The sequence below is a fragment of the Streptococcus sp. 27098_8_22 genome (assembly GCF_041432415.1).
GTDB classification, from domain to species: domain Bacteria; phylum Bacillota; class Bacilli; order Lactobacillales; family Streptococcaceae; genus Streptococcus; species Streptococcus pseudopneumoniae_M.
In genome coordinates this window covers 29,855-54,535 of sequence record NZ_JAPVZP010000012.1, presented here as the reverse complement: position 1 = coordinate 54,535, position 24,681 = coordinate 29,855, and the positions used below count along the sequence as shown (strand labels likewise).

Annotated in this window: 16 protein-coding genes; 1 reads left to right on the top strand and 15 read right to left on the bottom strand. The window is 40.4% G+C overall.

Annotation, left to right across the window (positions count from 1 at the left end):
• The 8 genes from O3633_RS09790 to O3633_RS09755 form a co-directional block, all read right to left on the bottom strand.
• A partial coding sequence (locus O3633_RS09790; RefSeq protein WP_371621151.1) for a sugar transferase occupies positions 1-1,185 on the bottom strand: 1,185 nt, incomplete at its 3' end.
• Positions 1,186-1,206: 21 nt separating this feature from the next.
• Positions 1,207-1,890, bottom strand: a complete 684-nt coding sequence (locus O3633_RS09785) for a tyrosine-protein kinase (protein ID WP_371621150.1) — start codon at positions 1,888-1,890, stop codon at positions 1,207-1,209.
• Between the two features lie 10 nt (positions 1,891-1,900).
• Positions 1,901-2,590, bottom strand: a complete 690-nt coding sequence (locus tag O3633_RS09780) for a CspC family polysaccharide chain length determinant protein (protein ID WP_371621149.1) — start codon at positions 2,588-2,590, stop codon at positions 1,901-1,903.
• Between the two features lie 8 nt (positions 2,591-2,598).
• Positions 2,599-3,330, bottom strand: a complete 732-nt coding sequence (gene cps4B / locus O3633_RS09775; RefSeq protein ID WP_371621148.1) for a capsular polysaccharide biosynthesis protein Cps4B — start codon at positions 3,328-3,330, stop codon at positions 2,599-2,601.
• Between the two features lies 1 nt (position 3,331).
• Entirely contained in the window at positions 3,332-4,777 is a 1,446-nt protein-coding gene (gene cpsA / locus O3633_RS09770; RefSeq protein WP_371621147.1) for an LCP family glycopolymer transferase CpsA, read from the bottom strand.
• Positions 4,778-5,278: 501 nt separating this feature from the next.
• Entirely contained in the window at positions 5,279-7,237 is a 1,959-nt protein-coding gene (locus O3633_RS09765) for a peptide ABC transporter substrate-binding protein (protein WP_371621146.1), read from the bottom strand.
• A gap of 158 nt (positions 7,238-7,395) precedes the next feature.
• Positions 7,396-9,363 carry a peptide ABC transporter substrate-binding protein gene (locus O3633_RS09760; protein ID WP_371621145.1) on the bottom strand — a complete coding sequence of 656 codons (1,968 nt, stop codon included), beginning with the start codon at positions 9,361-9,363 and terminating at the stop codon, positions 7,396-7,398.
• Positions 9,364-9,532: 169 nt separating this feature from the next.
• A complete protein-coding gene (locus O3633_RS09755) occupies positions 9,533-11,143 on the bottom strand; it encodes a glycoside hydrolase family 13 protein (RefSeq protein ID WP_371621144.1) in 1,611 nt (536 codons plus the stop codon).
• A 152-nt stretch (positions 11,144-11,295) separates the two neighbouring features.
• Here O3633_RS09755 and O3633_RS09750 point away from each other — a divergent pair, with 152 nt between their 5' ends.
• Positions 11,296-12,780, top strand: a complete 1,485-nt coding sequence (locus O3633_RS09750) for a DUF1846 domain-containing protein (protein ID WP_045762827.1) — start codon at positions 11,296-11,298, stop codon at positions 12,778-12,780.
• Positions 12,781-13,354: 574 nt separating this feature from the next.
• Here O3633_RS09750 and glmS read toward each other — a convergent pair.
• The 7 genes from glmS to secA form a co-directional block, all read right to left on the bottom strand.
• Positions 13,355-15,163, bottom strand: a complete 1,809-nt coding sequence (gene glmS / locus O3633_RS09745) for a glutamine--fructose-6-phosphate transaminase (isomerizing) (RefSeq protein ID WP_371621143.1) — start codon at positions 15,161-15,163, stop codon at positions 13,355-13,357.
• A gap of 743 nt (positions 15,164-15,906) precedes the next feature.
• Complete coding sequence (gene recG / locus O3633_RS09740) at positions 15,907-17,922, bottom strand: ATP-dependent DNA helicase RecG (RefSeq protein ID WP_371621142.1); 2,016 nt, start codon at positions 17,920-17,922, stop codon at positions 15,907-15,909.
• 24 nt (positions 17,923-17,946) lie between these two features.
• Positions 17,947-19,050 carry an alanine racemase gene (gene alr, locus O3633_RS09735; protein WP_371621141.1) on the bottom strand — a complete coding sequence of 368 codons (1,104 nt, stop codon included), beginning with the start codon at positions 19,048-19,050 and terminating at the stop codon, positions 17,947-17,949.
• Positions 19,040-19,402: a holo-ACP synthase gene (gene acpS, locus O3633_RS09730; RefSeq protein ID WP_371621152.1), complete on the bottom strand. Its 363-nt coding sequence runs from the start codon at positions 19,400-19,402 to the stop codon at positions 19,040-19,042. Before acpS ends, alr begins: the two co-directional genes overlap by 11 nt.
• A 45-nt stretch (positions 19,403-19,447) precedes the next feature.
• Positions 19,448-20,479 (bottom strand): 3-deoxy-7-phosphoheptulonate synthase, encoded by a 1,032-nt coding sequence (locus O3633_RS09725; protein ID WP_371621140.1) that lies wholly within the window; start codon positions 20,477-20,479, stop codon positions 19,448-19,450.
• Between the two features lies 1 nt (position 20,480).
• On the bottom strand, positions 20,481-21,512 hold the full coding sequence (locus O3633_RS09720) for a 3-deoxy-7-phosphoheptulonate synthase (RefSeq protein WP_000232201.1): 1,032 nt from the start codon (positions 21,510-21,512) through the stop codon (positions 20,481-20,483).
• A gap of 80 nt (positions 21,513-21,592) precedes the next feature.
• Positions 21,593-24,106 carry a preprotein translocase subunit SecA gene (secA, locus tag O3633_RS09715; RefSeq protein ID WP_371621139.1) on the bottom strand — a complete coding sequence of 838 codons (2,514 nt, stop codon included), beginning with the start codon at positions 24,104-24,106 and terminating at the stop codon, positions 21,593-21,595.
• Positions 24,107-24,681 lie beyond the last annotated feature (575 nt).

Sequence of the window (24,681 nt, the reverse complement as noted above, 5' to 3'; positions counted from 1 at the left end):
TTTTTGTTCAGGTGTGTATTTTTCGTATTCATCTACAGTTGGTGGGCGTGTACCGACTAGACTCATGTCTCCAATCAAAACATTCCAAAATTGTGGCAATTCATCCAAGCTAGTTTTTCGGATAAACTGCCCAATCTTAGTCACTCGAGGATCGTTATCGATCTTAAACATACCACCTTGCATCGTATTTTGATCCATCAACTGTTCCTTGATAGCTTCAGCATCGATTCGCATCGAACGGAATTTATAAAAGGTAAAGTGACGACCATTTTTTCCGATACGAGTTTGTGAAAAGATTGCAGGCCCACCATCTTTTCGAATCATGGGAACTAAAAATAGGCTAGCAATCCCACAAAAGATCAATCCAACAATAGCACCACAAATGTCAAGGATTCGTTTAGCAATCACATGGCTTGACTTGTAAAAATTTGTAGAAAATGTCACTACGTTCAAGCCCGCCATCTCATGGATTTGTTTATCTCGACCTAAGTTTTTATCAAAAGCATTGAGATTGACTGTAACATCGATTCCCATCGTTTCAAACTGAGAAATAATAGCCCCGATGTCATAGTCCTCACTTGGAAGATTGACAAAAACTTCATCAACTACCTCGTGCGTTGCATAAGAGAGCAACTGTTCCCTTGGAACAACCGTCACCTTTTCATGAGTGAATTCTGGCATATCTAGGACACATACAGCGACTAGTTCCCCTTGAACATCGTTAGCAGTTAATAATCGGTCCATTACTCTTTCGGTACGAGACATCGCTGTGATCAACAAAATTTTACGACTGCTCTTCAAATTGTGGTTAAAGGTTTTCCAATAACGCTTCACAAAGAAACTGAGTAGATAATTCAAAACACCATACAAGGAAAGCAGATAGAGCATCCCTCGTCTAGAAATCACAAATTTTTCTTTCAGGAAGAAACTTGAAAAACTAATCAACAAGGCATAAAAGAGGATGTATTTGACCGTTTCTACTAACTCAACATATTGACCTCGTTTGAAAAAATCCTTACCGTAGCCACTAATGTAAAAGGCTGCAAAGTGTAGAAAAAAAAGGACAAGCACTGTATTGAGAACAATATCAGTTTCTGAAATTGCAATCAGTATATAAGCTAATAAACTAACAAGAATACTCTGTAAGAATGCCAAAGTTACATTATAGAAACCTCTTCCCTCCATACTAAACTCCCTTACTTCATTTTATTTTTTCCCGTATGAACCATATGAACCGTAAGAACCGTATTTTTCACGTTTAATATTAAATTTGTTCAGAACCACACCTAAAAATGGCATTCCTGTTTGTTCTAACTGACTTTTAGCTTTTTGAACTTCTCTTCGTTTTGCCACACCAGCTTCTGTGACTAGAATAGATGCATCACATTTTTGTACAATAATAGCCGCATCAATCACGACTCCTATCGGAGCAGTATCAACGATAATATAGTCAAAATATTTACGCAAGGTTTCAATCATACTTCCAAAGTTGGCGCTTTGAAGAAGAGCTGTTGGATTTGGTGAAATTGCTCCTGATTGGATCATAAATAAATTCTCAACATTTGTCTCACAAAGGCCATTTGACAAGTCTTGGGTACCAGCCAGATAATCTGTCAAACCAGTGATTTTTTCTCTTGATTTGAATACTCCAGACATGACTGAGTTTCGGATATCGGCGTCGATCAATAGTGTTTTGTACCCTGCACGCGCAAAAGCCCAAGCAATATTGGTAGAAGTTGTAGATTTCCCTTCACTAGGATCGACTGATGTGACTGCAATAACCTTTAAGTTATTTCCACTCAGTTGTATATTTGTACGTAAAGCATTGTAGTACTCTTCTGCTTTTTTTACAGAGTTCAGTTTTTGTTGTGATAATTCTAACTTTGCCATAAGTTCTCCCTTACTTTAATTTATTCAGGTCTGGAATGACTCCAAGGAGTGAGATTTTCATAACATCTTCGATATCTTCTGGACGTTTGACACGGTCATCCAATAGTTCAATCAATAGAACGACGACAATAACCAATCCTGCTCCAGCACCAGCACCTATCATAGTATTACGACGGATATTGGGTGATGAAGGACTAGTAGCTGGATGCGCTTCTTCAAGGGTAGTCACATCTGACACTCGGGTTACAGCAACAATTTTTTGTGCTGCGACATCTCGAAGCGCATTTGCAATACGACTTGCTTCATCTGGTTTATGGTCGCTAACTGAAATAGATACGATACGTGTATCTGCGGGAACTGTTACCTGAACCTTTTTCGCCAATGTTTTTGCATTGATGGTCAAGCCAAGATCAGAAACCACCTTCTCTAAAACATCTTGAGAAAGAATGATTTCACGGTAGTCCTTAACCAAGTATGTTCCTGCCTGCAAATCCTGATTTGTCAATGCTTTATCACCTTGAGAACGATTAATGACATAGATGCGAGTAGTACTTTTATATTCAGGTTCAACCACAAAACTACTATATGCAAATGCAGCGGCTCCTGCTACGATGGCTACAAGAAGGATTAGCAGTTTCTTTTTCCATAGCGCCTTTAACAACTGAATAACGTTGATTTCAATAGTATCTTGTTCTTTCATTTTAACTCCTATATTATTTGATCTTTAATGACTTTTTCGGGATTTTCCACGAAGAGTTCCCTAGCCTTATCTTGGCCATACCTTTTGCTCACTATCTCGTAAGCCTCTCGCATATAAGGTGGACGACCATCTAGATTATGCATATCACTAGCAACTATATGGACCAAATCCCTCTCTAAGAAATAGCGAGCACGCTTTTTCATAAATTTATAAGTATCACCAAACAATTTTGGTTTGAGGATGCTCGAACTATTGACTTGGGTATAACATCCCATATCGATGAGGTCCCGCACCCTTTTTTCATTATTTTCCAAAGCATCATAACGTTCTATATGGGCAATAACAGGAGTTATTCCCAACATCAAAACATTGGTTAATGCGCTATGGATTTCACGATAAGGGGTATTCATACTGAATTCTATCAAGGCGTAACGGGTGCCATTTAGCTGTGGAATCTGCTGATTCTCTAATTTATTTAAAGCATCACTACTGTAATAGATCTCTGCCCCATACAAGATGGTAAAGTCGGGAGCAATCTCCTTAGCTAACTCCTTGACAACTTTAAAATTTCTTGCAATGTCCTCCTCTGGCGTTTCAAACATTCCCTTCCGACGATGAGAAGTCGAAACGATGGTACGGACTCCTTGAGCATAGGCTTCCTTCAGAAGCGCTACACTCTCTGATTTATCCTTTGGGCCATCGTCTACATCAAAAACTATGTGTGAATGGATATCAATCATCTTATTTTCCTTCCATAATATCTTTGATCTCTGTTTTGAGTGTCTCTAAGCTATTTGGATCAACCTCTAACATGTAAAGGTTACTATCAGGCATGGCATAGGAAGGAAGATCCATATGACCAGTTCCCTTTAGATCTCGAGTGATGACAGTATATTTTCCCCCACTTGCTAGTTGGTCATTTACTAAGCTAACCATGGTTTCAGGAGGCATATTGGTTTGTACAGAATCTTGCAAGCCTTGCATGATACTATCAAAATTCTTCAAGGCTTCTGCCGAAGTTAGTTTTTGAATAATGGCAGCAATGACTTTTTGTTGATTACGTCCACGATCTCCATCACCATTAGTTAAGGAATAACGTTCACGAACAAAGCCTAGAGCCTGCTCAGAGTTTAGATGAACATTTCCAACAGGGAAGTGATAGTTCCCATGAAGAGATGTGAAGTCTTGATCATTATAAACATCGACACCACCTAAGAGGTCAATTAATTTCAAGAAGGAAGTGAAGTTGAGTCGTGCATAGTAATTCAGATCAATTCCATAGAGATTTTCTAAGGTATGAATGGAAGCATCCACGCCATAAATACCTGCATGGGTCAATTTATCATTTTGGTTATTGCCACCATCAGCTATGGGCACATAAGCATCCCTAGGCGTTGTTGTCAGGAGAATTTTCTTGGTCTCTTGATTGACCGTCATAATGATATTGACATCCGAACGAGAAACGGAGCTAATCGGTCCGTATGTGTCAATCCCACTGATGTAGATATTAAAAGCCTTGTTTTGAGAAACTTTAGGCGCTTCAACACTCTTGGTTAGTTCTTTGGTATAAATCTTCTTGATCTTTTTGGCATGGTCTGGGTACTCTTGCTCGATCAGATTTTCAAAGACACTGTTCAAAACGATTGCCTTGGTCTCTCCAGATAAGAGACTCTTATAAGCAGCAAGATAGGAAGCACTCTCTTCAACCGTTAAGTCTTTGCTCTGACTTGTCTTAATATCATCGAGCAGTTTTTTAATATTTTCTGCATCTGTTTTGGTTGGAGCTGTCACACTGGATAATTCCGAGACATTTCCAATCTCACTATCCGCCAAAACTGCAACACTGATAGAGTAACTAGAATAGTTAGATGTCGCATTGAGTTGATTTGCTAGGCTGATAAATTGATGAACTCCAATCAAAGAAAGGGAACTAACAAATACCGACACCAATAGTAAAATCATGGTGAAGATCTTAGCTTTTCTCTTTAGAATCAAAAATAAAGCTATTAACGCAAGCAAGATCATAACAATCGCTATAAGGACATTGGCATAGCTAATTTCTAAAATATGATATCTGAATATTAAAAACAGCAAAAAACAAGCAAGTACTATATATACAAACAACAAAATAATATTGATGCTTTGTTGAATCTTGCTCGTTTTTCTTTCTTTTGAATGTCTACTCAACTTACACCTCTACAAAGTTTTTTTATTTCCATTATATCACAAAGTAGTACTGGATACCACCAAGATATATTAAGCAACCGTTTTTATACACCTTAAAAACATGAATAGTAAATTCCAATGATGAAATGGCTAAAATGTCGCTTGAAGGAAGTATCTGACCTAAAAAAGACGGGACTATAAACTGTTAAACCAAACCTCAACTTCCTAGTTCCAAATCTACGATATAGTGGATTGAAATAAGATGTGAACAAAGAGGCTAGGAAAGTCAAATTAATTTCTAAAAATGTTTTAGAATCTGTAACGTACTATTCTAAGTTCAATCTACTATATTTTAACAATCGACTGGGTTATCGAAGAGTGTAGATAAGAAATACAAGATTTTCCCCAAAAAAGATTTCTAGAATCCGAAAAATTAACAAAAAATCCAACCAGCTGTCACATCGAAAACTTATCGCTAATAAAAAATAAGGCTGGGATGTTTGTCCCAACCTCTTCTTATACTTATTTTACGTGACTTTCAAAGTCTTTTTGACTCTTTTCGACTGCATTTTTGCGTTCTTGTTCCCATTTAGCCTTGGCTTCAGCAAATTGAGAGCTTGTAACAACATCTGTCTGTAATCTCATGTACTTGTAGTTGCTTCCAGTTCCTTTGATACCAACTAGTGAGTAAGCACGTGTAAATGGTGTCACACGAGTCACTGAAGCACTACCACCGTTTGACACAACTGGGATTAGAAGGGAACTATCAATCAACCAAGCTTGGGCATCTGCGTAGTTTTCATAGCGTTTCGCTACGTCTGTATTTTCTGCATCTGCTGTTTTTAATTTTTGAGTATATTGGTCCAAACCTAGACTGGTAATCTTGTTTGCATCCTTGCTTGGATCAAGTCCCAAAATCTTGAGATAGAATCCATCTTCAGAGTTGAAAGGATTGAGGTAAGTCGAAGGATCTTGGTAATCAGCTGACCAGCCATCCAGGTTCAAATCATAGTCATGATCAGCTGGAGTTGGTGCTTGATAGGTAGCATTTGCATAGTCATCTGTCGATACTTGGATAACATCAACCACTACATTTTCAGAACCGAGTGTTGATTCGATTGATTGCTTGATTGAGTTTGTTCCTGAAAGCAAGGTCTTGTTAACTTGGTCTACAGGCAAGTCCAAATGAATTGGGAAGCTCACACCTTGAGATTCTAATTCTTTCTTAGCTTCTGCAAACTTGGCTTGTGCTTTATCTTTATTGAAATAACCGTCTTGAGCATCTTCAAGATTCATATTTGACCATTGTGTGCCATAGTTGACCAATTTTGAAGCAACTGTTTCACCAAAAGTCTTGTCTCCAACTTGTACGAAAGTTGGTGGTACAAGCGAGTTACGAAGAGTGTTTTTAGCTGCTTCTTCACCGTTTGATTGAGCTGAGTATGCTGTACGATCAATGGCGAAGTTAATTGCCTGACGGAAGTTTTTGTTCAAAACTGCAGCTTGAGTTGCTTGTTTTTGCTCATCGCTTGTTTTTGCAGTATGGTTATAAGCACCACGGTTAACGTTAAAGTTATAGTACCAAGATGTTGCATCTTGCAAGCTATAAACGATATTGTCCTTGTATTTTTCCTTAGTCTTTGCGAAGTTTGAGCTATTTGGATAAACACCTGCAGATGAGTAAGCACCACTTTCAAAATTACGGATTGTCAAGTCTTGGTCTGAACCGTCAAAGTAGGCCAATTTTACCTTTTCAATCGTTACTTTTTCTTGGTCATAGTAATGTGGATTTTTCACATACTCGATAGATGATTTAGATGTAAAATCTTTTAACAAATATGGCCCGCTATAAAGAATGCTATCAGGTTTCAAGGTTCCGAAATCTTTTCCTTTAGAAGATAGGAATTCTTCATTAACAGGGAACAAAATACTGTTGGTTGTCTTTGAGTTCCAGAATGGCTCTGGACGAGTCAAGGTATATTGTACAGTATAGTCATCTATGGCTTTGACACCAACATTTGAAAAGTCAGTATTTGCACCTGTTACATAATCGTCCAAGCCCTTGATAGAGTTCTGAATCAAGTCTAAAGCTTGTCCTTTGTTGTCAGCAGCGTACTTGATACCAGTTACAAAGTCTTGGGCTTTAAGAGGAGCGTATTCTTCACCGTCAGCTGTATACCACTTGGCATCTTGGCGAAGTTTGTAGGTATAAGTTAAACCATCCTTAGAAACACTCCAATCTTCTGCAAGAGCAGGAATGAGATTTCCGTAGTTATCATTTTCAAGCAAACCATCTACCAAGTTGGTTACAATAGCAGTGTTATCACCAGCGTAGTCCAAGAGATAGTTGAAGGTTGTCGGATCTGCACCAAAGGTAGACGAGTATGTTTTACCGTCTGATGCTGACTGGCCACATGCTGTCAATAGGACCGCAGCAGCAAGTGTCAAACCTGCTCCAATCAAACGTTTTTTAAGTTTCATGTTTTATTCCTCCTTTTATGTTAGCTTTTGTGACATGAAACTATTTTATCAAATTTTGACCTAAAAGTAAAGTTATATACTAATCGATCTCTCATCGGCAATAAAACAAAAAAAGAAATCCAGCTTAAAAACTGGATTTCTTTACTCATTGGCAAAGGCTATTTAACGTGGTTTGCTAACTCTTTTTGATATTTAGCATTTGTTTCAATCTTCTCTTTTTGCCATTTCTTGAGAGCTTCTTCGTATTCTTTAGTGGTTACAATATCGTTTTGCAACTCTAAGCCTTTGAATACAAATGGATCACCCTTGATACCAACTTGAGAATATGCTTTTGTAAACGGCACTGTACGACTAACTGTCGGAGAACCACCTGAAGATGCTACAGGGATAAGGAGTGAGCTATCTGAAACCCATGCTTGTGCTTTGGCATATTTTTCATAGCGTTTGTTGAGATCGCTCGTTTCTGATGCTGCATCATCCAAGAGTTTCTTGTACTCATCAAGTCCAACTTGAGCCATGACTTCTGGATCTTTTCCTTTTGTGATACCCAAGTGTTTAAGGGCAGAACCTTTCTTAGCATCTAGGATATTGAGATAGGTTGCCGGATCTTGATAGTCTGGCCCCCAACCAGTTCCATTCAAGTCATAGTCTTTTTGAGAAGGAACTTTAGCTTGAGATGTAATGCTCATTTTCTCATTGTCAGTCATTTGAAGTACATCGATGACAACATTTTCACTTCCAAGCGCTGCTTCGACAGACTGTTTGAGAGAGTTAGTTTGCTGTACAGCAATGACATCTGTCTGTTCAACTGGAATATCCAAATGGATTGGGAAGGTTACACCTTTAGCTTGCAATTCTGATTTTGCTTTTTCAAAGGCAGCTTTTGCTTTTGTTGGATTGTAAAGGGTATCTTTACCATCTGTCAAAGCTACATCCTTCCACTGGTCTCCGTATGTTACCAATTGTTCTTGAGCCAATTCACCGAAGGTCTTTTCACCAACCTGAACATAGTCATAAGGCACAAGGCTGGTACGGATAATCTTGTCTGCACCCTCTTCGCCATTCATCTGTGCAGAGTAAGCATGACGGTCAAGAGCGAAGTTGATGGCTTGACGGAAGTTTTTATTGAGAAGCGCTTCTTTAGTTGATGTTTTTTGGGCATCATCTGTCTTGGCTGTTTTATTATAAGACTGACGATTTACGTTGAAAGTAAAGTAATAGCTAGTTGCTTCTTGTGGGCTATAGACAATTTTATCGCCGTATTCTTTCTTCGTTGAATCAAAGCTTGAACTAGTTGGGAAGAGACGAGCTGTCGTATATGAGCCTGACGCAAAGCTACGAATCAATGATTCTTGGTCAGAACCATCGTAGAAAGTCAGTTTGACGTGGTCAATTTTCACATTGTCTTTATCCCAGTAATTTGGGTTCTTTTCATACTCGATCACGGATTTCGAAGTGAAGTTCTTCAAAATATAAGGACCATTGTAGAGAATCCCTGAAGGAGCTGCTGCACCGTAATCTTTCCCTTGAGAATTTAAGAATTCTTCATTAACTGGGAGCATGGTTGCTGTTGTTACCTTAGAATTCCAGAAGCTTTCTGGTTTGTTCAAGGTGTATTGAACAGTGTAGTCGTCAATTGCTTTAACTCCAACTGTTGAGAAGTCATTTGTTTCACCGCTAACGTACTCTGCCAAACCCTTGATAGAGTCTTGGAGAAGTGTTAGGCCATCTGATTTACCATCTGCAGCATGTTTTAAACCAGTCACAAAGTCTTGGGCCTTGACTTCAGCATACTCTTCCCCTTCAGAAGTATACCATTTGACACCTTTACGTAGCTTGTAGGTGTAGGTCAAACCGTCTTGTGAAACAGACCAGTCTTCAGCAAGCGATGGAATCAAGTTTCCATATTTGTCATTTTCCAAGAGTCCGTCGACCAGGTTGGCGATGACATCTGATGTTGAACTTTTACTAGTAACGCTATAGTCCAATGTTGTTGGATCAATAGCATAAACATACGAAAATGTTGTTGGAGCATCTGCTTTTTTCTCAGTCTTGCCACAAGCCGCCAAAAGAAGAGCTGCGCTCATCGTTATCCCTGCTACTGCGAGCCACTTTTTCGATTTCATCGGTATTCTCCTTTAAAATACTATTTTTCACCATTATACCCTATTTTTATATAAAAGCAAGGGTTTTAAGGGTATTTTTTAGAAAATTCAAACTAATATTTATTAAAGAAGTTTTTACACTTATTTTAGAAAAAAACTCAAGCATCTTTGGACACTTGAGTTTCTAGGTTTATTTGGCTAATTCGATACAGAAGGCATCCCATGGAGCCAAGTTCTGTGTAGCTAAAGCTGCTTCTACTGAGGTATTTTCAATCAAGACAGATATGATTGATTCTTCAACTGCAAACTCTTGCTTTTGGTTGGACAAATTGGCCACAACTAGGAAACGACGGTCTCCATCTTTACGGATATAAGCAAAAACTTTTTCAGCCGTATCAAGAAGTTCAAAGTCAGCACGAACCAACCAGCTATTTTCCTTACGAATGTTTACCAATTTTTGATAAGTATAGAAGATAGAATCTGGATTTGCTAAAGCTTCTTCTACATTTATCTTCGCATAGTTTGGATTAACAGCCAACCAAGGTTGTCCGTCTGAGAAACCAGCATTTTTTGTCTCATCCCACTGCATTGGAGTACGCGCATTGTCACGTCCAATCACACGAATGCTATCCATGATTGTTTCCATTGAAACACCCTTTTCAAGAGCTTCACGCGCATAGTTGAGGGATTCAATATCCTCTACTTGATCCAGCTTTTCAAATGGGAAATTGGTCATCCCAATCTCCTCCCCTTGGTAAATATAAGGAGTCCCTCTCATGAGATGAAGCAAGATTGCATACGCTTTAGCAGATTTTTCGCGGTATTCTCGGTCATTTCCCCAGATAGAAACAATACGGGGGAGGTCATGGTTGTTCCAGAAGAGGGAATTCCAGCCATCTTCAACTCCCAACTCTGTCTGCCATTTGTTGAAAATTTCTTTTAATTTCCCTACATTTAGCTCTTTTTGGTACTGCCACTTAGGTTGCCCTTCCTGATACTGAAGACAGATATGTTCAAACTGGAAGACCATAGACAGTTCTTGTCCTTTAGGATCTGAATAGAGTTTGGCAATCTCTGGTGTTGCTCCCCAAGTCTCCCCTACTGTCAAGAGCTCTTTGTCGCCGAAAGTAGCCTGATTCATTTCCTTGAGATAGGGATGGAGCATAGGACCATTGTTGACAATCTTCTGATCAGGAATCTTCCCAATCATGTCAATGACGTCCATACGGAATCCACCAATCCCTTTATCAATCCAGAAATTCATCATCTCATAGATTTTTTGGCGTAGTTCTTCATTTTCCCAGTTGAGGTCTGGTTGCTTCTTGCTGAAAAAGTGCAGGTAATATTGGCCTGACTTTTCATCATATTGCCAGGCAGATCCACTGAAAATTGACTCCAATTCGTTAGGTTCATCACGCCAGATATAGTAGTCTCGCTCAGGACTATCAGGATTTTCACAAGCTTCGATAAACCAAGCATGCTCATCGGATGTATGATTGACAACTAGGTCCATGATGATTCGAATGTCTCGTTTTTGGGCTTCAGCAATGAGCTCATCCATATCTTCCATGGTGCCAAAAATAGCCGCGATATCTTGATAATTGGCAATATCATAACCATTGTCATCCATGGGGCTATCATAGACTGGAGAAAGCCAGATCGCTGTAATCCCTAACTTAGCTAGATAGTCTAGCTTACTGGTAATCCCAGGCAAATCACCAATCCCATCTCCATTGCTATCCTTAAAACTTTTTGGATAGACCTGATAAACAACGGCATTGTGCCACCATTTTTCTTGCATCTTTTTACCTCTATTTAAAATTGACTTTACTCCATCATAGACCTTTTATCAATTTTATGCAAGCGTTTGCTTTGTCTTTTTTTCTCACTTTTGCGACTCTCTAGTTTCTAATCTTCCATTTTTTTTATATAATAGAGGTCAGAGGTAAAAAAATGAAAAAACAAGCTTTTAGTTCTGAACAATATTTAAATCTACAACGCGACCATATCTTGGAGCGCATCAACCAATTTGACGGCAAACTCTACTTGGAGTTTGGTGGCAAAATGTTAGAAGATTTCCACGCTGCTCGTGTCCTTCCTGGATATGAACCAGATAACAAAATCAAACTCTTGCAAGAATTGAAGGAGCAAGTTGAGGTTGTCATCGCCATCAACGCTAGCAATATCGAGCACTCAAAAGCTCGTGGAGACTTGGGCATTTCTTATGACCAAGAAGTGCTTCGTTTGATCGATAAATTCAATGAACTCGGTATCTTTGTTGGTTCAGTTGTCATTACTCAATATGCAGGCCAACCGGCAGCTGATGCCTTTCGTAATCAATTAGAGAAAAATGGTATCGACTCTTATCTTCACTACCCTATCAAGGGGTATCCGACAGATATGGATCACATCATTTCTCCTGAAGGTATGGGGAAAAACGACTATATCAAAACTAGTCGTAACTTGATTGTCGTGACTGCTCCTGGGCCTGGTTCAGGTAAGTTGGCAACTTGTATGTCTAACATGTACCACGACCAAATCAATGGTATCAAGTCTGGTTATGCCAAATTTGAAACCTTCCCAGTTTGGAATCTCCCACTTCATCACCCAGTCAACTTGGCTTATGAAGCTGCTACAGCAGACCTAGATGATGTCAACATGATTGACCCATTCCATCTCCAAACTTATGGAGAAACCACAGTCAACTACAACCGCGACATTGAAATTTTCCCTGTTCTTAAGCGTATGCTGGAACGTATCTTAGGTGAGTCTCCTTATGCATCTCCAACTGACATGGGTGTAAATATGGTTGGTTTTGCAATCACTGATAACGACGCTGCCATTGAAGCATCTAAACAGGAAATTATCCGTCGCTATTACCAGACAGTTCTTGATTTCAAAGCTGAGAAGGTTGGAGAAACTGCTGTGAAGAAGATTGAGCTTCTCATGAATGACCTAGGTATCACACCAGCTGATAGAAAAGTTGCTGTTGCCGCACGTCAAAAAGCAGAAGAAACAGGCGGACCTGCTCTAGCTCTTGAATTACCTTCTGGTGAAATCGTTACTGGTAAGAACTCAGAACTCTTTGGTCCAACAGCTGCTGCTTTGATCAATGCAATCAAGAAATCAGCTAATATTGATGCTGAAACAAAATTAATTGAACCAGAAGTGGTGAAACCAATCCAAGGTTTGAAAATCAATCACTTGGGTAGCCGCAATCCCCGACTCCACTCAAATGAAATCCTTATCGCACTTGCAATCACAGCTATGCAGAATCCTGATGCAGATCGTGCCATGAAAGAACTCGGAAACCTCAAAGGAAGCGAAGCTCACTCTACGATTATCCTAACAGACGAAGACAAAAATGTTCTTCGCAAACTAGGAATCAATGTAACCTTTGATCCTTACTACCAATACGATCGTTTATATCGCAAGTAAAATACGACACTCACTCCTCTAAGAGTTGGATCCTTATCGTCCAGCTCTTAGAGTTTTTTTATAGCTTTCCAGTCTTTCACAAGCATAGCTTTCAAAAAGAATTCTAATTTTAATAGAAACTGGGATAACATTTAATTTTAGATTTATTTCTCATGAATTCTTAAAAGGAGTGATACTCAATGAAAATCAAAGAGCAAACTAGCCGCAGGTTGCTCAAAGCACTGCTTTGAGGTTGTAGATAGAACTGACGAAGTCAGTAACATATATACGGCAAGGCGACGTTGACGCGGTTTGAATTTGATTTTCGAAGAGTATGAATCAATCCTCTTCAATCTAGGCTAGAACTATCTTGGCTGAGGCCTTGATCCGTTTTCTCTACAATATCAAATTGGTGTAATGAGACTGACTGCGTTACTCTTATCTAGAACCTCAAAGCTATTCTGTGAGATATCTGCCTAAACACCTTAGTTTGGTCATTAATTTTCATTAAGTATACAAAAAAAGTGAACAAGACAGCATTCTGATTTCCAGAAAACTATTTAGTTCACTTTTGCTTATGATTTAAACTTTGGGTTTATTCTACCGTTACTGACTTGGCAAGGTTACGTGGCTTGTCCACATCAAGTCCACGGTGGAGGGTTGCAAAGTAAGCGACCAGTTGCGTTGGTACGACCATTGAGATTGGTGAGAGGTAAGGGTGTACGGTCGTAAGGACAATATCATCGGTATCTTTAGCAACATTTTCTTCTGCGATAGTGAGCACTTTGGCACCACGAGCTGCCACCTCTTGGATATTTCCACGAGTGTGGTTGGCAAGAACTGGATCTGACAAGAGAGCCAAGACAGGCGTTCCTTCTTCAATCAAAGCAATAGTTCCGTGCTTGAGCTCTCCAGCTGCAAAACCTTCACACTGGATGTAAGAGATTTCTTTGAGCTTGAGACTGGCTTCCATGGCTACGTAGTAATCTTGACCACGTCCAATGTAAAAGGCATTGCGTGTCGTTTCAAGAAGCTCACGCACCTTGCTATCAATCAATTCTTTTTCTGAGAGAGTTGATTCGATAGACTGAGCCACGATAGACAATTCGTGAACCAAATCGAAAGCTTTGGCTTTTTCATTGCCATTTGCTTCACCGACCGCCTTCGCAAGGAAGGCAAGAGCTGCGATTTGTGCTGTATAAGCCTTGGTTGAAGCAACGGCAATTTCAGGACCTGCGTGAAGAAGCATGGTATGGTTAGCTTCACGAGAAAGAGTTGATCCTGGCACGTTTGTCACTGTCAAGCTTGGAATTCCCATTTCATTGGCCTTAACCAAAACTTGACGGCTATCTGCTGTTTCACCAGATTGGCTGATAAAGATGAAGAGTGGTTTCTGGCTGAGAAGTGGCATACCGTAGCCCCACTCAGATGAGATACCAAGTTCAACTGGCGTATCTGTCAATTCTTCTAGCATCTTCTTAGAAGCAAATCCTGCGTGGTAAGAAGTCCCAGCTGCTAGAATGTAGATGCGGTCTGAGTCTTGAACAGCCTTGATGATAGCTGGATCAACCACTACTTGACCAGCCTCATCTGTATAGGCTTGGATCAACTTACGCATCACTGTTGGTTGCTCATCGATTTCTTTAAGCATGTAGTAAGGGTAAGTTCCCTTACCGATATCTGACAAGTCAAGTTCAGCAGTGTAGCTAGCACGCTCACGGCTATTACCATCATAGTCTTGCACTTCAACGCCATCAGCTTTCACGATAACCAACTCTTGGTCATGGATCTCCATGTATTGGTTAGTTTCACGAATCATAGCCATAGCATCTGAGCATACCATGTTGTAACCATCTCCAAGACCAATCAAAAGTGGTGATTTGTTCTTAGCCACATAGATGACATCTGAATTTTCAAAGTCGATCAAAGCGAAGGCATAAGAACCACGGATGATGTGAAGAGCTTTTTTAAAGGCTTCAAGTACTGACATGCCGTCTTCTTCAACAAATTTTCCAATCAAGTGTACAGCGATTTCAGTATCTGTTTGTCCCTTGAAGTGGTGTCCTGCAAGGTATTCTTCCTTGATTTCAAGATAATTTTCAATCACCCCATTGTGGACCAATACAAAACGTCCTGTCTCAGAGCGATGTGGGTGAGCATTGTCTTCTGTTGGTTTACCGTGAGTGGCCCAACGAGTATGTCCGATACCAGTTGTTCCCTCAACCCCAGTTGTCTTAGCAGACAATTCTGCGATACGACCAACTGCTTTCACCAAATGGCTTTCAGCACCACCTAGAACAAAAATTCCCGCAGAATCATAACCACGGTATTCGAGCTTTTCAAGTCCTTGAATCAAAATATCAGTTGCATTTGTGTTTCCAACAACACCAACAATTCCACACATAGTATATACGACACAGACAAGCTGTGCTTTCCCCTTGAATTGGTATAGTCTAATTCTCGCTTTGCAGAATCAGCAAAAACAGTATATACTTGTTTCTTTTACTTGTCAAGAATAAAAATTGGTATAGCGTGATTCTGCCGATTCTATCTACTAAAAATCTATCATATTTCGCCTAAAGCAAGTATTTAAAAAGGGCTCTACCGCCCTTAATAACTACTATTTTGTAGCAAGCCTGTCTGCCTTTACTACTTCTTGAAAGGTTTTTTGATAATTTACTTTAATCGTCATTGTCATGTGAGAGTCCTCGTTTCTTTTTGATGAACCCAGTATAAAATCCCTTCCTAAAACATAGCTTATATTTTCCTTAGAAAAAACTAAAAGTAACTTCTGACTCAATGAAAACGAAAGAGCAAACTAGAAAGCTAGTTACAGGTTTCTCAAAGCACTGCTTTTAGATTGCCTGTTAAGACTACGGTGTTGTTTGAAGTGATGTTGAAGTTTATACATTCAGTAAATCAAATGAACATAAGCATTTTTCTAAATCCCTTACCTGAGAATCTCATACAAAAAGAGCGTTACCGCTCTTTTACTTAGTATTTAGAAGAAGGTGTTTGTTCCTGTTGAAACATTTTTTGGTAATTTACTTTAATCGTCATCGTCATGTGAGAGTCCTCGTTTCTTTTTGATGACCCTAGTATAGGCAATAACCCTAAAAGCAAACTTAAGATTTTCTTAGAGAAAGCTTAATCCAAATGTTCTTTCTTTTCTAGATTTAGGGCAATCATATGCCACTCTGGATCCTCCTGCCAGTTAGGAAGAGAGCTGATATAACCAGCTACCTTACGCGCTTCCTCAAGTATTGGGAAGTCCTCGATAATATCAGCAACTTGAAACTCTGGTAGACCTGACTGTCTGGTTCCAAAAATCTCACCAGAGCCACGCATTTTCAAATCTTCCTCTGCAAGGACAAATCCATTAGTCGTTTCCGTCATGATGCGCATGCGATCCTTTCCAGAGTCAGTTTTGGGATTGGCCACAAGTACCGCATAGGACTGCTTATCCCCACGGCCTACACGACCCCTAAGCTGATGGAGTTGACTAAGCCCAAAACGATCAGCATCCATGATAATCATAACCGTCGCATTTGGCACATTGACCCCAACCTCGATAACCGTTGTCGAAACCAGAATATCTGTTTTTCTCTCTTTGAACTCCTGCATAATCTGGTCTTTTTCATCACTCTTCATCTTACCGTGTAAGAGAGCAACTTTTGCTTTTTCTGCAAAATGAGCCGTCAATTCTTCCGATAAAGCAATAGCATTTTTAAGATCCAGGGCTTCAGATTCTTCAATCAAGGGCGAAATGACATAGGCTTGGGAGCCTTTTTGAATCTCACCCTCCAACCAAGTCAAGACCTGAGGCAGTTGTTCATGCTTGATCCAGCGTGTTACGATCGGTTTTCGTCCCGCTGGCATCTGGTCAATAATGGATACATCCATATCTCCAAAAGCTGTGATAGCTAAGGTCCGTGGAATCGGAGTTGCCGTCATCATAAGGACATCTGGATTTTCTCCTTTTTCCCGTAAAATACGCCTTTGTCCTACACCAAATCGGTGTTGTTCATCGATGATAATCAAACCAAGTCGAGCGTATTCCACCCCATCTTGAATCAGAGCATGAGTTCCGATAATCACATCGACCTCGCCCTTAGCAATGGTCTCTAAAACCGTGCGTTTTTCTGCAGCTTTTAATGAACCTGTTAGGAGGGCTAGTTTCAAATCTGGAAAGAGACTCTCTAAACTTTCAAAATGCTGCTCTGCAAGGATCTCTGTCGGAACCATTAGAGCTGCCTGATAACCAGCCGTTACAGCCGCGTACATCGCTAGAGCCGCAACTACTGTCTTCCCACTACCGACATCCCCTTGTAAGAGTCGATTCATGTGATGGTCCGACTTCATATCTGTTAGGATTTCTTGCAGGCTCTTTTCTTGGGCTTGGGTCAAAGCAAAAGGCAACTTTTCTTGTACAGCCGTTAGTTTTTCCTGGGACCAATTCAGGACCAATCCACTTCCGTGAATCTTATTTTCAGACTTAAGGGTCTGTAATTGCATTTGGAAATAAAAGAGCTCCTCAAACTTGATTCGACGAAGGGCCTGTTTGTATTCTGCTAAATCCTTAGGAAAATGCATGGCACGAACAGCCTGACAGCGAGACATGAGTTTGTATTTATCGAGCAAGGACTGAGGGATATTTTCCTCTATCAAGAGATCTAGACCCTGGTCAAAGGCGGTTTTGATGACCTTAACAAGTCCTGCTTGACTAACTCCTTGTGCGAGACGATAGACAGGTTGGAGATCATCCTCCACTTGGGCTAAAACCTTCATGCCTGTGAGACTAGCTTTAGCACGATCCCACTTTCCAAAGACAGCCAAGGTTGCTCCTAGCTCAATCTTGTCAGCTAGGTAGGGTTGATTAAAGAAGTTAACCGCAAACACAACTTCTCCCTGTTTAAGGCTAAAGCGAAGACGATTGCGCTTAAATCCATAATACTGAACACTAGCTGGCGTTACCACCTGACCAGATAGGACAGCCTTTTCACCATCTTCTAGTTCTAGCACCTGCTTGGTCTTAAAATCTTCATAACGGAAAGGAAAGTAGAGCAAGAGGTCTTGCAGATTTTCAATTCCTAGTTTGGCATATTTTTCTGCTGATTTGGGTCCCACACCAGGCAAGACATGCAAGGGTTGGTGTAAATTCATGCTACTCTCCTTTCCTTCTGTTTTTTAATAATATTCTCTTGGAATTCGATCACTGAGGAGACAAACCACCTCATAATTGATGGTTCCTCGGTAAACTGCTACATCTGTTGCAGTAATTTCTTTATTACCGTCTGAGCCAATTAAAGTTACCTTGGTACCCAATGGGTAAAGCTTAGGTAAGCGAATGGTGATTTGGTCCATGGATACACGTCCTACGATGGGGCACAATTGTCCATCTACCAGAACTGAGAAATTCTGCATATCTCGTGTCCAACCATCTGCATAACCGATTGGCAAAGTGGCAATGACTTGCTCACTGTCTGCCTGATAGGTCGCTCCGTAGCCCATACAAGCTCCAACCTCTACTGTTTTGACATGAACGATGGCTGACTCCAAAGTTAAGGCTGGTTTTAGTTCATAAGGTAATTCCAAAACTTGTCCACTTGGATTGAGGCCATACATGGAATCTCCCATGCGAACAGCACTGAAAATCGTTTCCGCATGCCATAGAGTCGTTGCAGAGTTACTTGCATGAACCAATTCCGGTACTTCATTCAAGCCTGCAAGGATTGTCTTGAAACAGTCCAACTGTTGCTTAAAGTAGCTATCCGACTCTTCATCAGCTGTTGCAAAGTGGGTAAAGATTCCCTCAACATTGGCTCCATGTTCCTTGAGTAAAATTTGGGCTTGTTCGGCCTCACTAGCGCTTCTAAAACCAATTCGTCCCATGCCTGAGTCAATTTTAAGGTGAACGGTTAAACCAGATAAGTCTGACTCAGTATCAAGGAGATTCTCAATCCATTCCAATCCCGCCACTGTCAAGGTAATCGCATACCCCTTAGCCAATGAAAGAGATTCAACCTCAGATACTCCCAAAATAAGAATCTTCTTAGAAATTCCTGCCTGACGAAGCTCGATGGCTTCATCGATATTAGAAACGCAAAAACCATCGACATCATCCTGAATAGCTGTTGCAACAGCTACCGCTCCGTGCCCGTAGGCATTGGCTTTTACAACTGCCCATTTGAGGGTATCTTTGGGAATGTGCTCTCCCATTTGTTGGATATTGTAGCGGATAGCACCCAGATCGATGAGGGCCTTGGTTGGTCTATGTGGACTAGTTTTCATAATCTTCCTCCAAAATAACACTAGCTGTCACAAACTGATCTGTATGGCTAATCGATAGCCAAACTTTTCCTGAAAACGGGGATTTGCTGAAGTAGGGAGCTCCTCTTTCATTGTTCAAGATTTCCAAGTCTTGAAAGCCCAACTTCCCAATTCCCGTTCCCATAGCCTTTGAGAAAGCCTCTTTAGCTGACCAACGACCAGCCAAATACTCGACCTGTCTGCGACCTTTAAGACTGGCAAAGCGCTCCATTTCCTTGTCTGTCAAGACACGCCGTGCAAATCCTTCTCTTTTTTCAACTGCATTTTGTATAGAAGCTAATGCTTCGATATCAATTCCGTGTCCAACTATCATTTTCGTCAAAAGGAGTTGAGACACCCCCAACTCCATCCTTTTCACTTATTTTGTTAAGGTAGTATAGATTTCTTCTACCAGAGCTACTGTATTTTCCCATCCTAGACATGGGTCTGTAATAGAGCAACCAAAAATTTCTGGTTGATTTTGGCGACCATCTGCCAAGTAGGATTCAATCATGAAACCTCGAACTGTTTTCTTAATCTTTTCATTCCAATCACGGTTGAGCAGTGCTTGGCGAACAATTCGAACTTGCTCCATATATTGTTTCCCTGAATTATCATGGTTAGTATCAATCATGATAAAGGGATTTTCAAGCCCCATAGACTCATAACGCCCGATAGCATCTAAGAGAGTTTCATAGTAGAAGTTTGGTTCATTTTTCCCATATTCATTCATAGCTCCACGAAGGATAACGTGGGCCAGGGGATTACCTGAAGTCTCAACTTCTTGTCCATGGTAAAGAAATGTTTGCTTGTTTTGTGCAGCATAGATGGCATTAAACATAACAGATAGATTTCCTGAGGTTGGATTTTTCATCCCCACTGGTGCATCAATCCCTGAAGCTACAAAACGGTGTTCTTGGTCTTCTACTGAACGCGCACCCACGGCATGGTAGCTCACCAAGTCGTCAACTAAAACTAGATTGGATGGATAAAGCATTTCATCCGCTGTGGTCAATCCAGTTTCTGTAATCACTCGATAATGAAGTTGACGAACCGCTTGCAAACCATTAATCAAACTTGGGGCTTTAGAAGTATCTGGCTGATGAACCAAGCCCTTGTAGCCATCTCCATTGGTTCGTGGCTTAGCTGTGTAAACACGCATGACCATGAAAATCTTATCCGCAACTTTCTTCTGCAAGTCTGCCAAACGGCGAGCATACTCAAGAACTGCTTCTTCATTGTCAGACGAACAAGGTCCAATGACCAACAAGATTCGGTCATCCTTTCCTGAAAGGATGTCTGCTAGTTCTTGGTCTCGGCTTTCCTTATGTTGCAAGGCTTCTGCAGACAGCTGTGTTTTCGCCTTAATCGCTTCGATATCGATTTCTTGACCTTTTTCAATAAATGCCATATTATTCTCCTAGTCTTTGGTAGATTTCGCGCACAAGAGCTTCAGTATTTTCCCATCCAAGACATGGATCGGTGATAGATTTTCCAAAGACCTCTGGTTCATTTTGACGACCGTCTTCTAGATAAGACTCAATCATGAAACCACGAACATATTTTTTAATCTTTTCATTCCAATCGCGGTTAATCAAGGTCTGACGAACGATGCGAATCTGATCCATATACTGCTTACCTGAGTTATCATGGTTGGTATCAATGATGATAAATGGATTTTCAAGGCCCATCTTTTCATACTGGGCAATAGTATCCATCAAATTATCATAGTAGTAGTTAGGAATGTTTTTCCCGTATTCGTTGAGGGCACCACGGAGAATGGCATGGGATAAAGGATTTCCAGTAGTTTCGACTTCTTTTCCTAGGAAAAGAAAACTCTGCTTGTTTTGCGCTGCATAAATACCGTTGAACATGACATTGAGATTTCCAGACGTTGGATTTTTAAAACCTGTCGCAAAATCTGCTCCACTAGCTACAAAACGGTGTTGTTGGTCTTCAACCGAACGAGCTCCAACTGCCATATAAGAAATCAAATCATCTACCAAAGGAAGGTTCTCTGGGTACAACATTTCATCCGCTGTCGTCATTCCTGTTTCAGAAATCACACGGTAATGCAGGTGACGAACCGCCTTGATCCCATTGATGAGACTAGGTGCTTCTTTGGCATTTGGTTGGTGAATCAAGCCCTTATAACCATCACCATTAGTACGTGGTTTAGCAGTGTAGACGCGCATGACCATAAAGACGCGATCTTTGACTTCTTCTTGCAATTTTGCCAAACGCTTAGCATATTCGAGAACTGCTTCTTCATTGTCAGATGAACAAGGACCAATCACCAACAAAATGCGTTGATCTTCACCACGAATAATCGCTTCAAGTTCTTGGTCACGTTGTTGTTTATTAGCCAGTGCTTGTCCTTCTAATTTAGATAAACTACGAACTTCTTCAATATTAATTTTAGGGCTTTTTGCTGTAAATACCATTATTCATCTCCTTATAAAGCAAACGGACGCCAAGCGAAAATTCACTTTTCACTAGGCATCCGCCTGAAAATTAGTCAATTTTAACGTCGTTTACCGTGACAGTTTTTAAATTTCTTACCAGAACCACATGGGCACAAGTCGTTACGCTTAACTTGGCTAAGATCCAAATCTGCAGGAAGCTCAGCCTGTTGTGCAGCGATATTACGAGTAGCTGTCGTACTGATATGACGCTCTGCTTGTGGACGCTCTTGTTCATGAATTTGTGCTTTCATCATCAAACGGGTCACATCAAACTCAATGGAACCAATCATATCATTAAACATACGGAAACCTTCTGCTTGATACTCAACGACAGGGTTATTCTGAGCATAACCACGGAGACCAACAGCATTACGCAACTGATCAAGAGCATCGATATGGTCTGTCCACTTGTTATCTACAACACGTAGGATCAAGACTTTTTGGAATTCTTTAACAGCTTCCTCATCACGAAGCTTAGCAACTTGGCTATCGTAGACTTTCAATGCACGTTGGTAAAGTTCATCTTTGATCGCTTCGTCTGACAAACCTTCTAGGTCTGAAGGTGAAATTGAATCTTCTGGAAGCAAGTTGTATCTTGCAAAATTCAAGATAGCTTCTAGTTTTTCATTTTGTTTAGCACGCGCATGATTATCAACAACACGATTAATAGTGCGTTTAATCATTGCATGAATCTCAGGAGCCAAGTCGCGATCAGCAGTGATGACATCGTAACGTTGTGAGTAGATAATCTCACGTTGCTCACGCATGACATCATCGTATTGAAGGACTTGTTTACGTGTGTCGTAGTTGTTTCCTTCAACACGTTTTTGTGCTGCTTCAACCTGACGTGTCAACATACGAGATTTGATCGCTTCGTCTGACATATTGAGACGTTCAAAGACACCCTTCAAGCGCTCTGAACCGAAACGTTTCATCAAATCATCTTCCAGAGAAAGGTAGAATTGTGACTCCCCTGGGTCCCCTTGACGTCCTGAACGTCCACGAAGCTGGTTATCGATACGACGACTTTCATGGCGTTCTGTACCAATGACACAAAGTCCACCAAGTTCACGAACACCTTCACCAAGCTTAATATCAGTACCACGACCGGCCATGTTGGTTGCGATAGTGATCGCACCACGTTGACCAGCATTCATGATGATTTGCGCTTCTCTGTAGTGGTTTTTAGCATTCAATACTTCGTGAGGTACGCCTGCTTCAACCAATTTCTTAGAAAGAAAATCACTGGTTTCAACGGCAACAGTACCTACCAAGACAGGTTGACCTTTTTGGTAACGCGCCTTAACATCTTCTACCACAGCCTTGAATTTTGCATCGAGACTAGCGTAAAGAAGGTCTGAATGGTCAATACGTTGGATCGGACGGTTAGTAGGAATTGGAATAACACGAATGTTGTAGATTTCGCGGAATTCTTCTTCTTCTGTTTTACCAGTACCTGTCATACCTGCCAATTTTTTATACATACGAAAAAGGTTTTGGTAGGTAATCGATGCTGATGTCTTGGTCTCATCTTGGATTGGCACACCTTCTTTAGCTTCAATCGCTTGGTGCAAACCATCAGAATAACGACGACCTTCCATGGTACGACCTGTAAATTGGTCGACAATCAAGATTTCCTGCTCTTCGCTGACCACATAGTCAATATCAAGAATCATGATGTAGTTAGCACGAAGGGCATTGTCGATAAAGTGAGTCAAGGCTACGTTTTCGATATCGTAGAGATTTTCTAGTTTGAAGTAGCTTTCAGCCTTGTCAATACCAGAATCAGATAGACCGATTGTCTTAGACTGAATATCAATGATATAGTCATCTTTATCCAAAGACTTCACAAAGTGGTCCGCCATATGGTAGAGTTGACTTGTTTCAACCGCATTAGCTCCTGAAACGATCAATGGTGTACGAGCTTCGTCAATCAAGATAGAGTCAACCTCATCGACCAAGGCATAGTTGAGCGGACGTTGAACCATATTCTCTGCACGAACAACCATGTTATCACGAAGATAGTCGAAACCAATTTCTGAGTTGGTTGAGTACGTAATGTCACAAAGATAAGCTTCTTTTTTCTCCATCGGAGATTTTGCAGCTAGGTTAATCCCAACTGACAAACCAAGCCATGAATACAACTCACCCATTTCAGTTGCATCACGTTCTGTAAGGTATTCGTTGACGGTAACTACGTGTACACCTTTACCTGACAGAGCGTTTAGGTAAACAGGCATTGTCGCTGTCAAGGTTTTACCTTCACCTGTACGCATCTCAGGAACGTCACCATGGTGAAGAACGATTCCCCCCATAACCTGAACCTTATACGGGAAAAGACCAAGAACACGCTTAGCTCCCTCGCGTACAACAGCAAAGGCTTCGTACAAGAGTTGATCAAGCGTTTCACCATTTTGATAACGTTGCTTAAATTCTTCTGTCTTAGCTTGCAACTGCTCGTCTGTCAAAGCAGCCATTTCATCTTCGTATTTGAGGACTTTATCAGCCATCTTTTCTAGGCGGCGGAGTTCCCCTTTATCATTTTCGATGATTGTTTTTAATAAATTTGCCATTTTTTTCCTTACTTTAAATTCTGAATATTTTAGAATGTTCTTTTTATTGTAGCATATTTGCCCATTTTTTTCAAGAAATATTCCGTTTTCCCTTAGGGCAAAAAAGGGCTAATCAAGGTGATTAGTTCCCTTAAAATTCCTATTTCGAGTCTAGTTTTCTTCATTAATGCTTCTAGCTAGTTTATCCATGAAAAAATTGCCATCATTTTCTATTAGGTAAAAGCTTGCCTATTTCTTTCAAGGAAGACTGGATTTCTTCTTTTCCAATCGTAGCTTATTCATAAATTTTAGACAAGCATAGATTTTCCAGTCATTGACTAAGGATAAAAAGACTAAAAGTAGCCATATCATCCATCTAGCAAGATCCCTTGGTTCTTGTAAAATAAAGTTAAATAAGATTAGCGAAAAAAGAGTGAAAGCTAGACTAAACAAGGCCATGAGAGGTAAATAAATCCAGTAAAAATAGTAAAGGAATGAAAAGTGCTTACTTCCTGGTCGTGCCTTCCTTTGCCAACTAAAAAAGAAAAAATAGGGCACTAAAACTAGCAATTGTATCAACTTCTCCATCTCCTCAC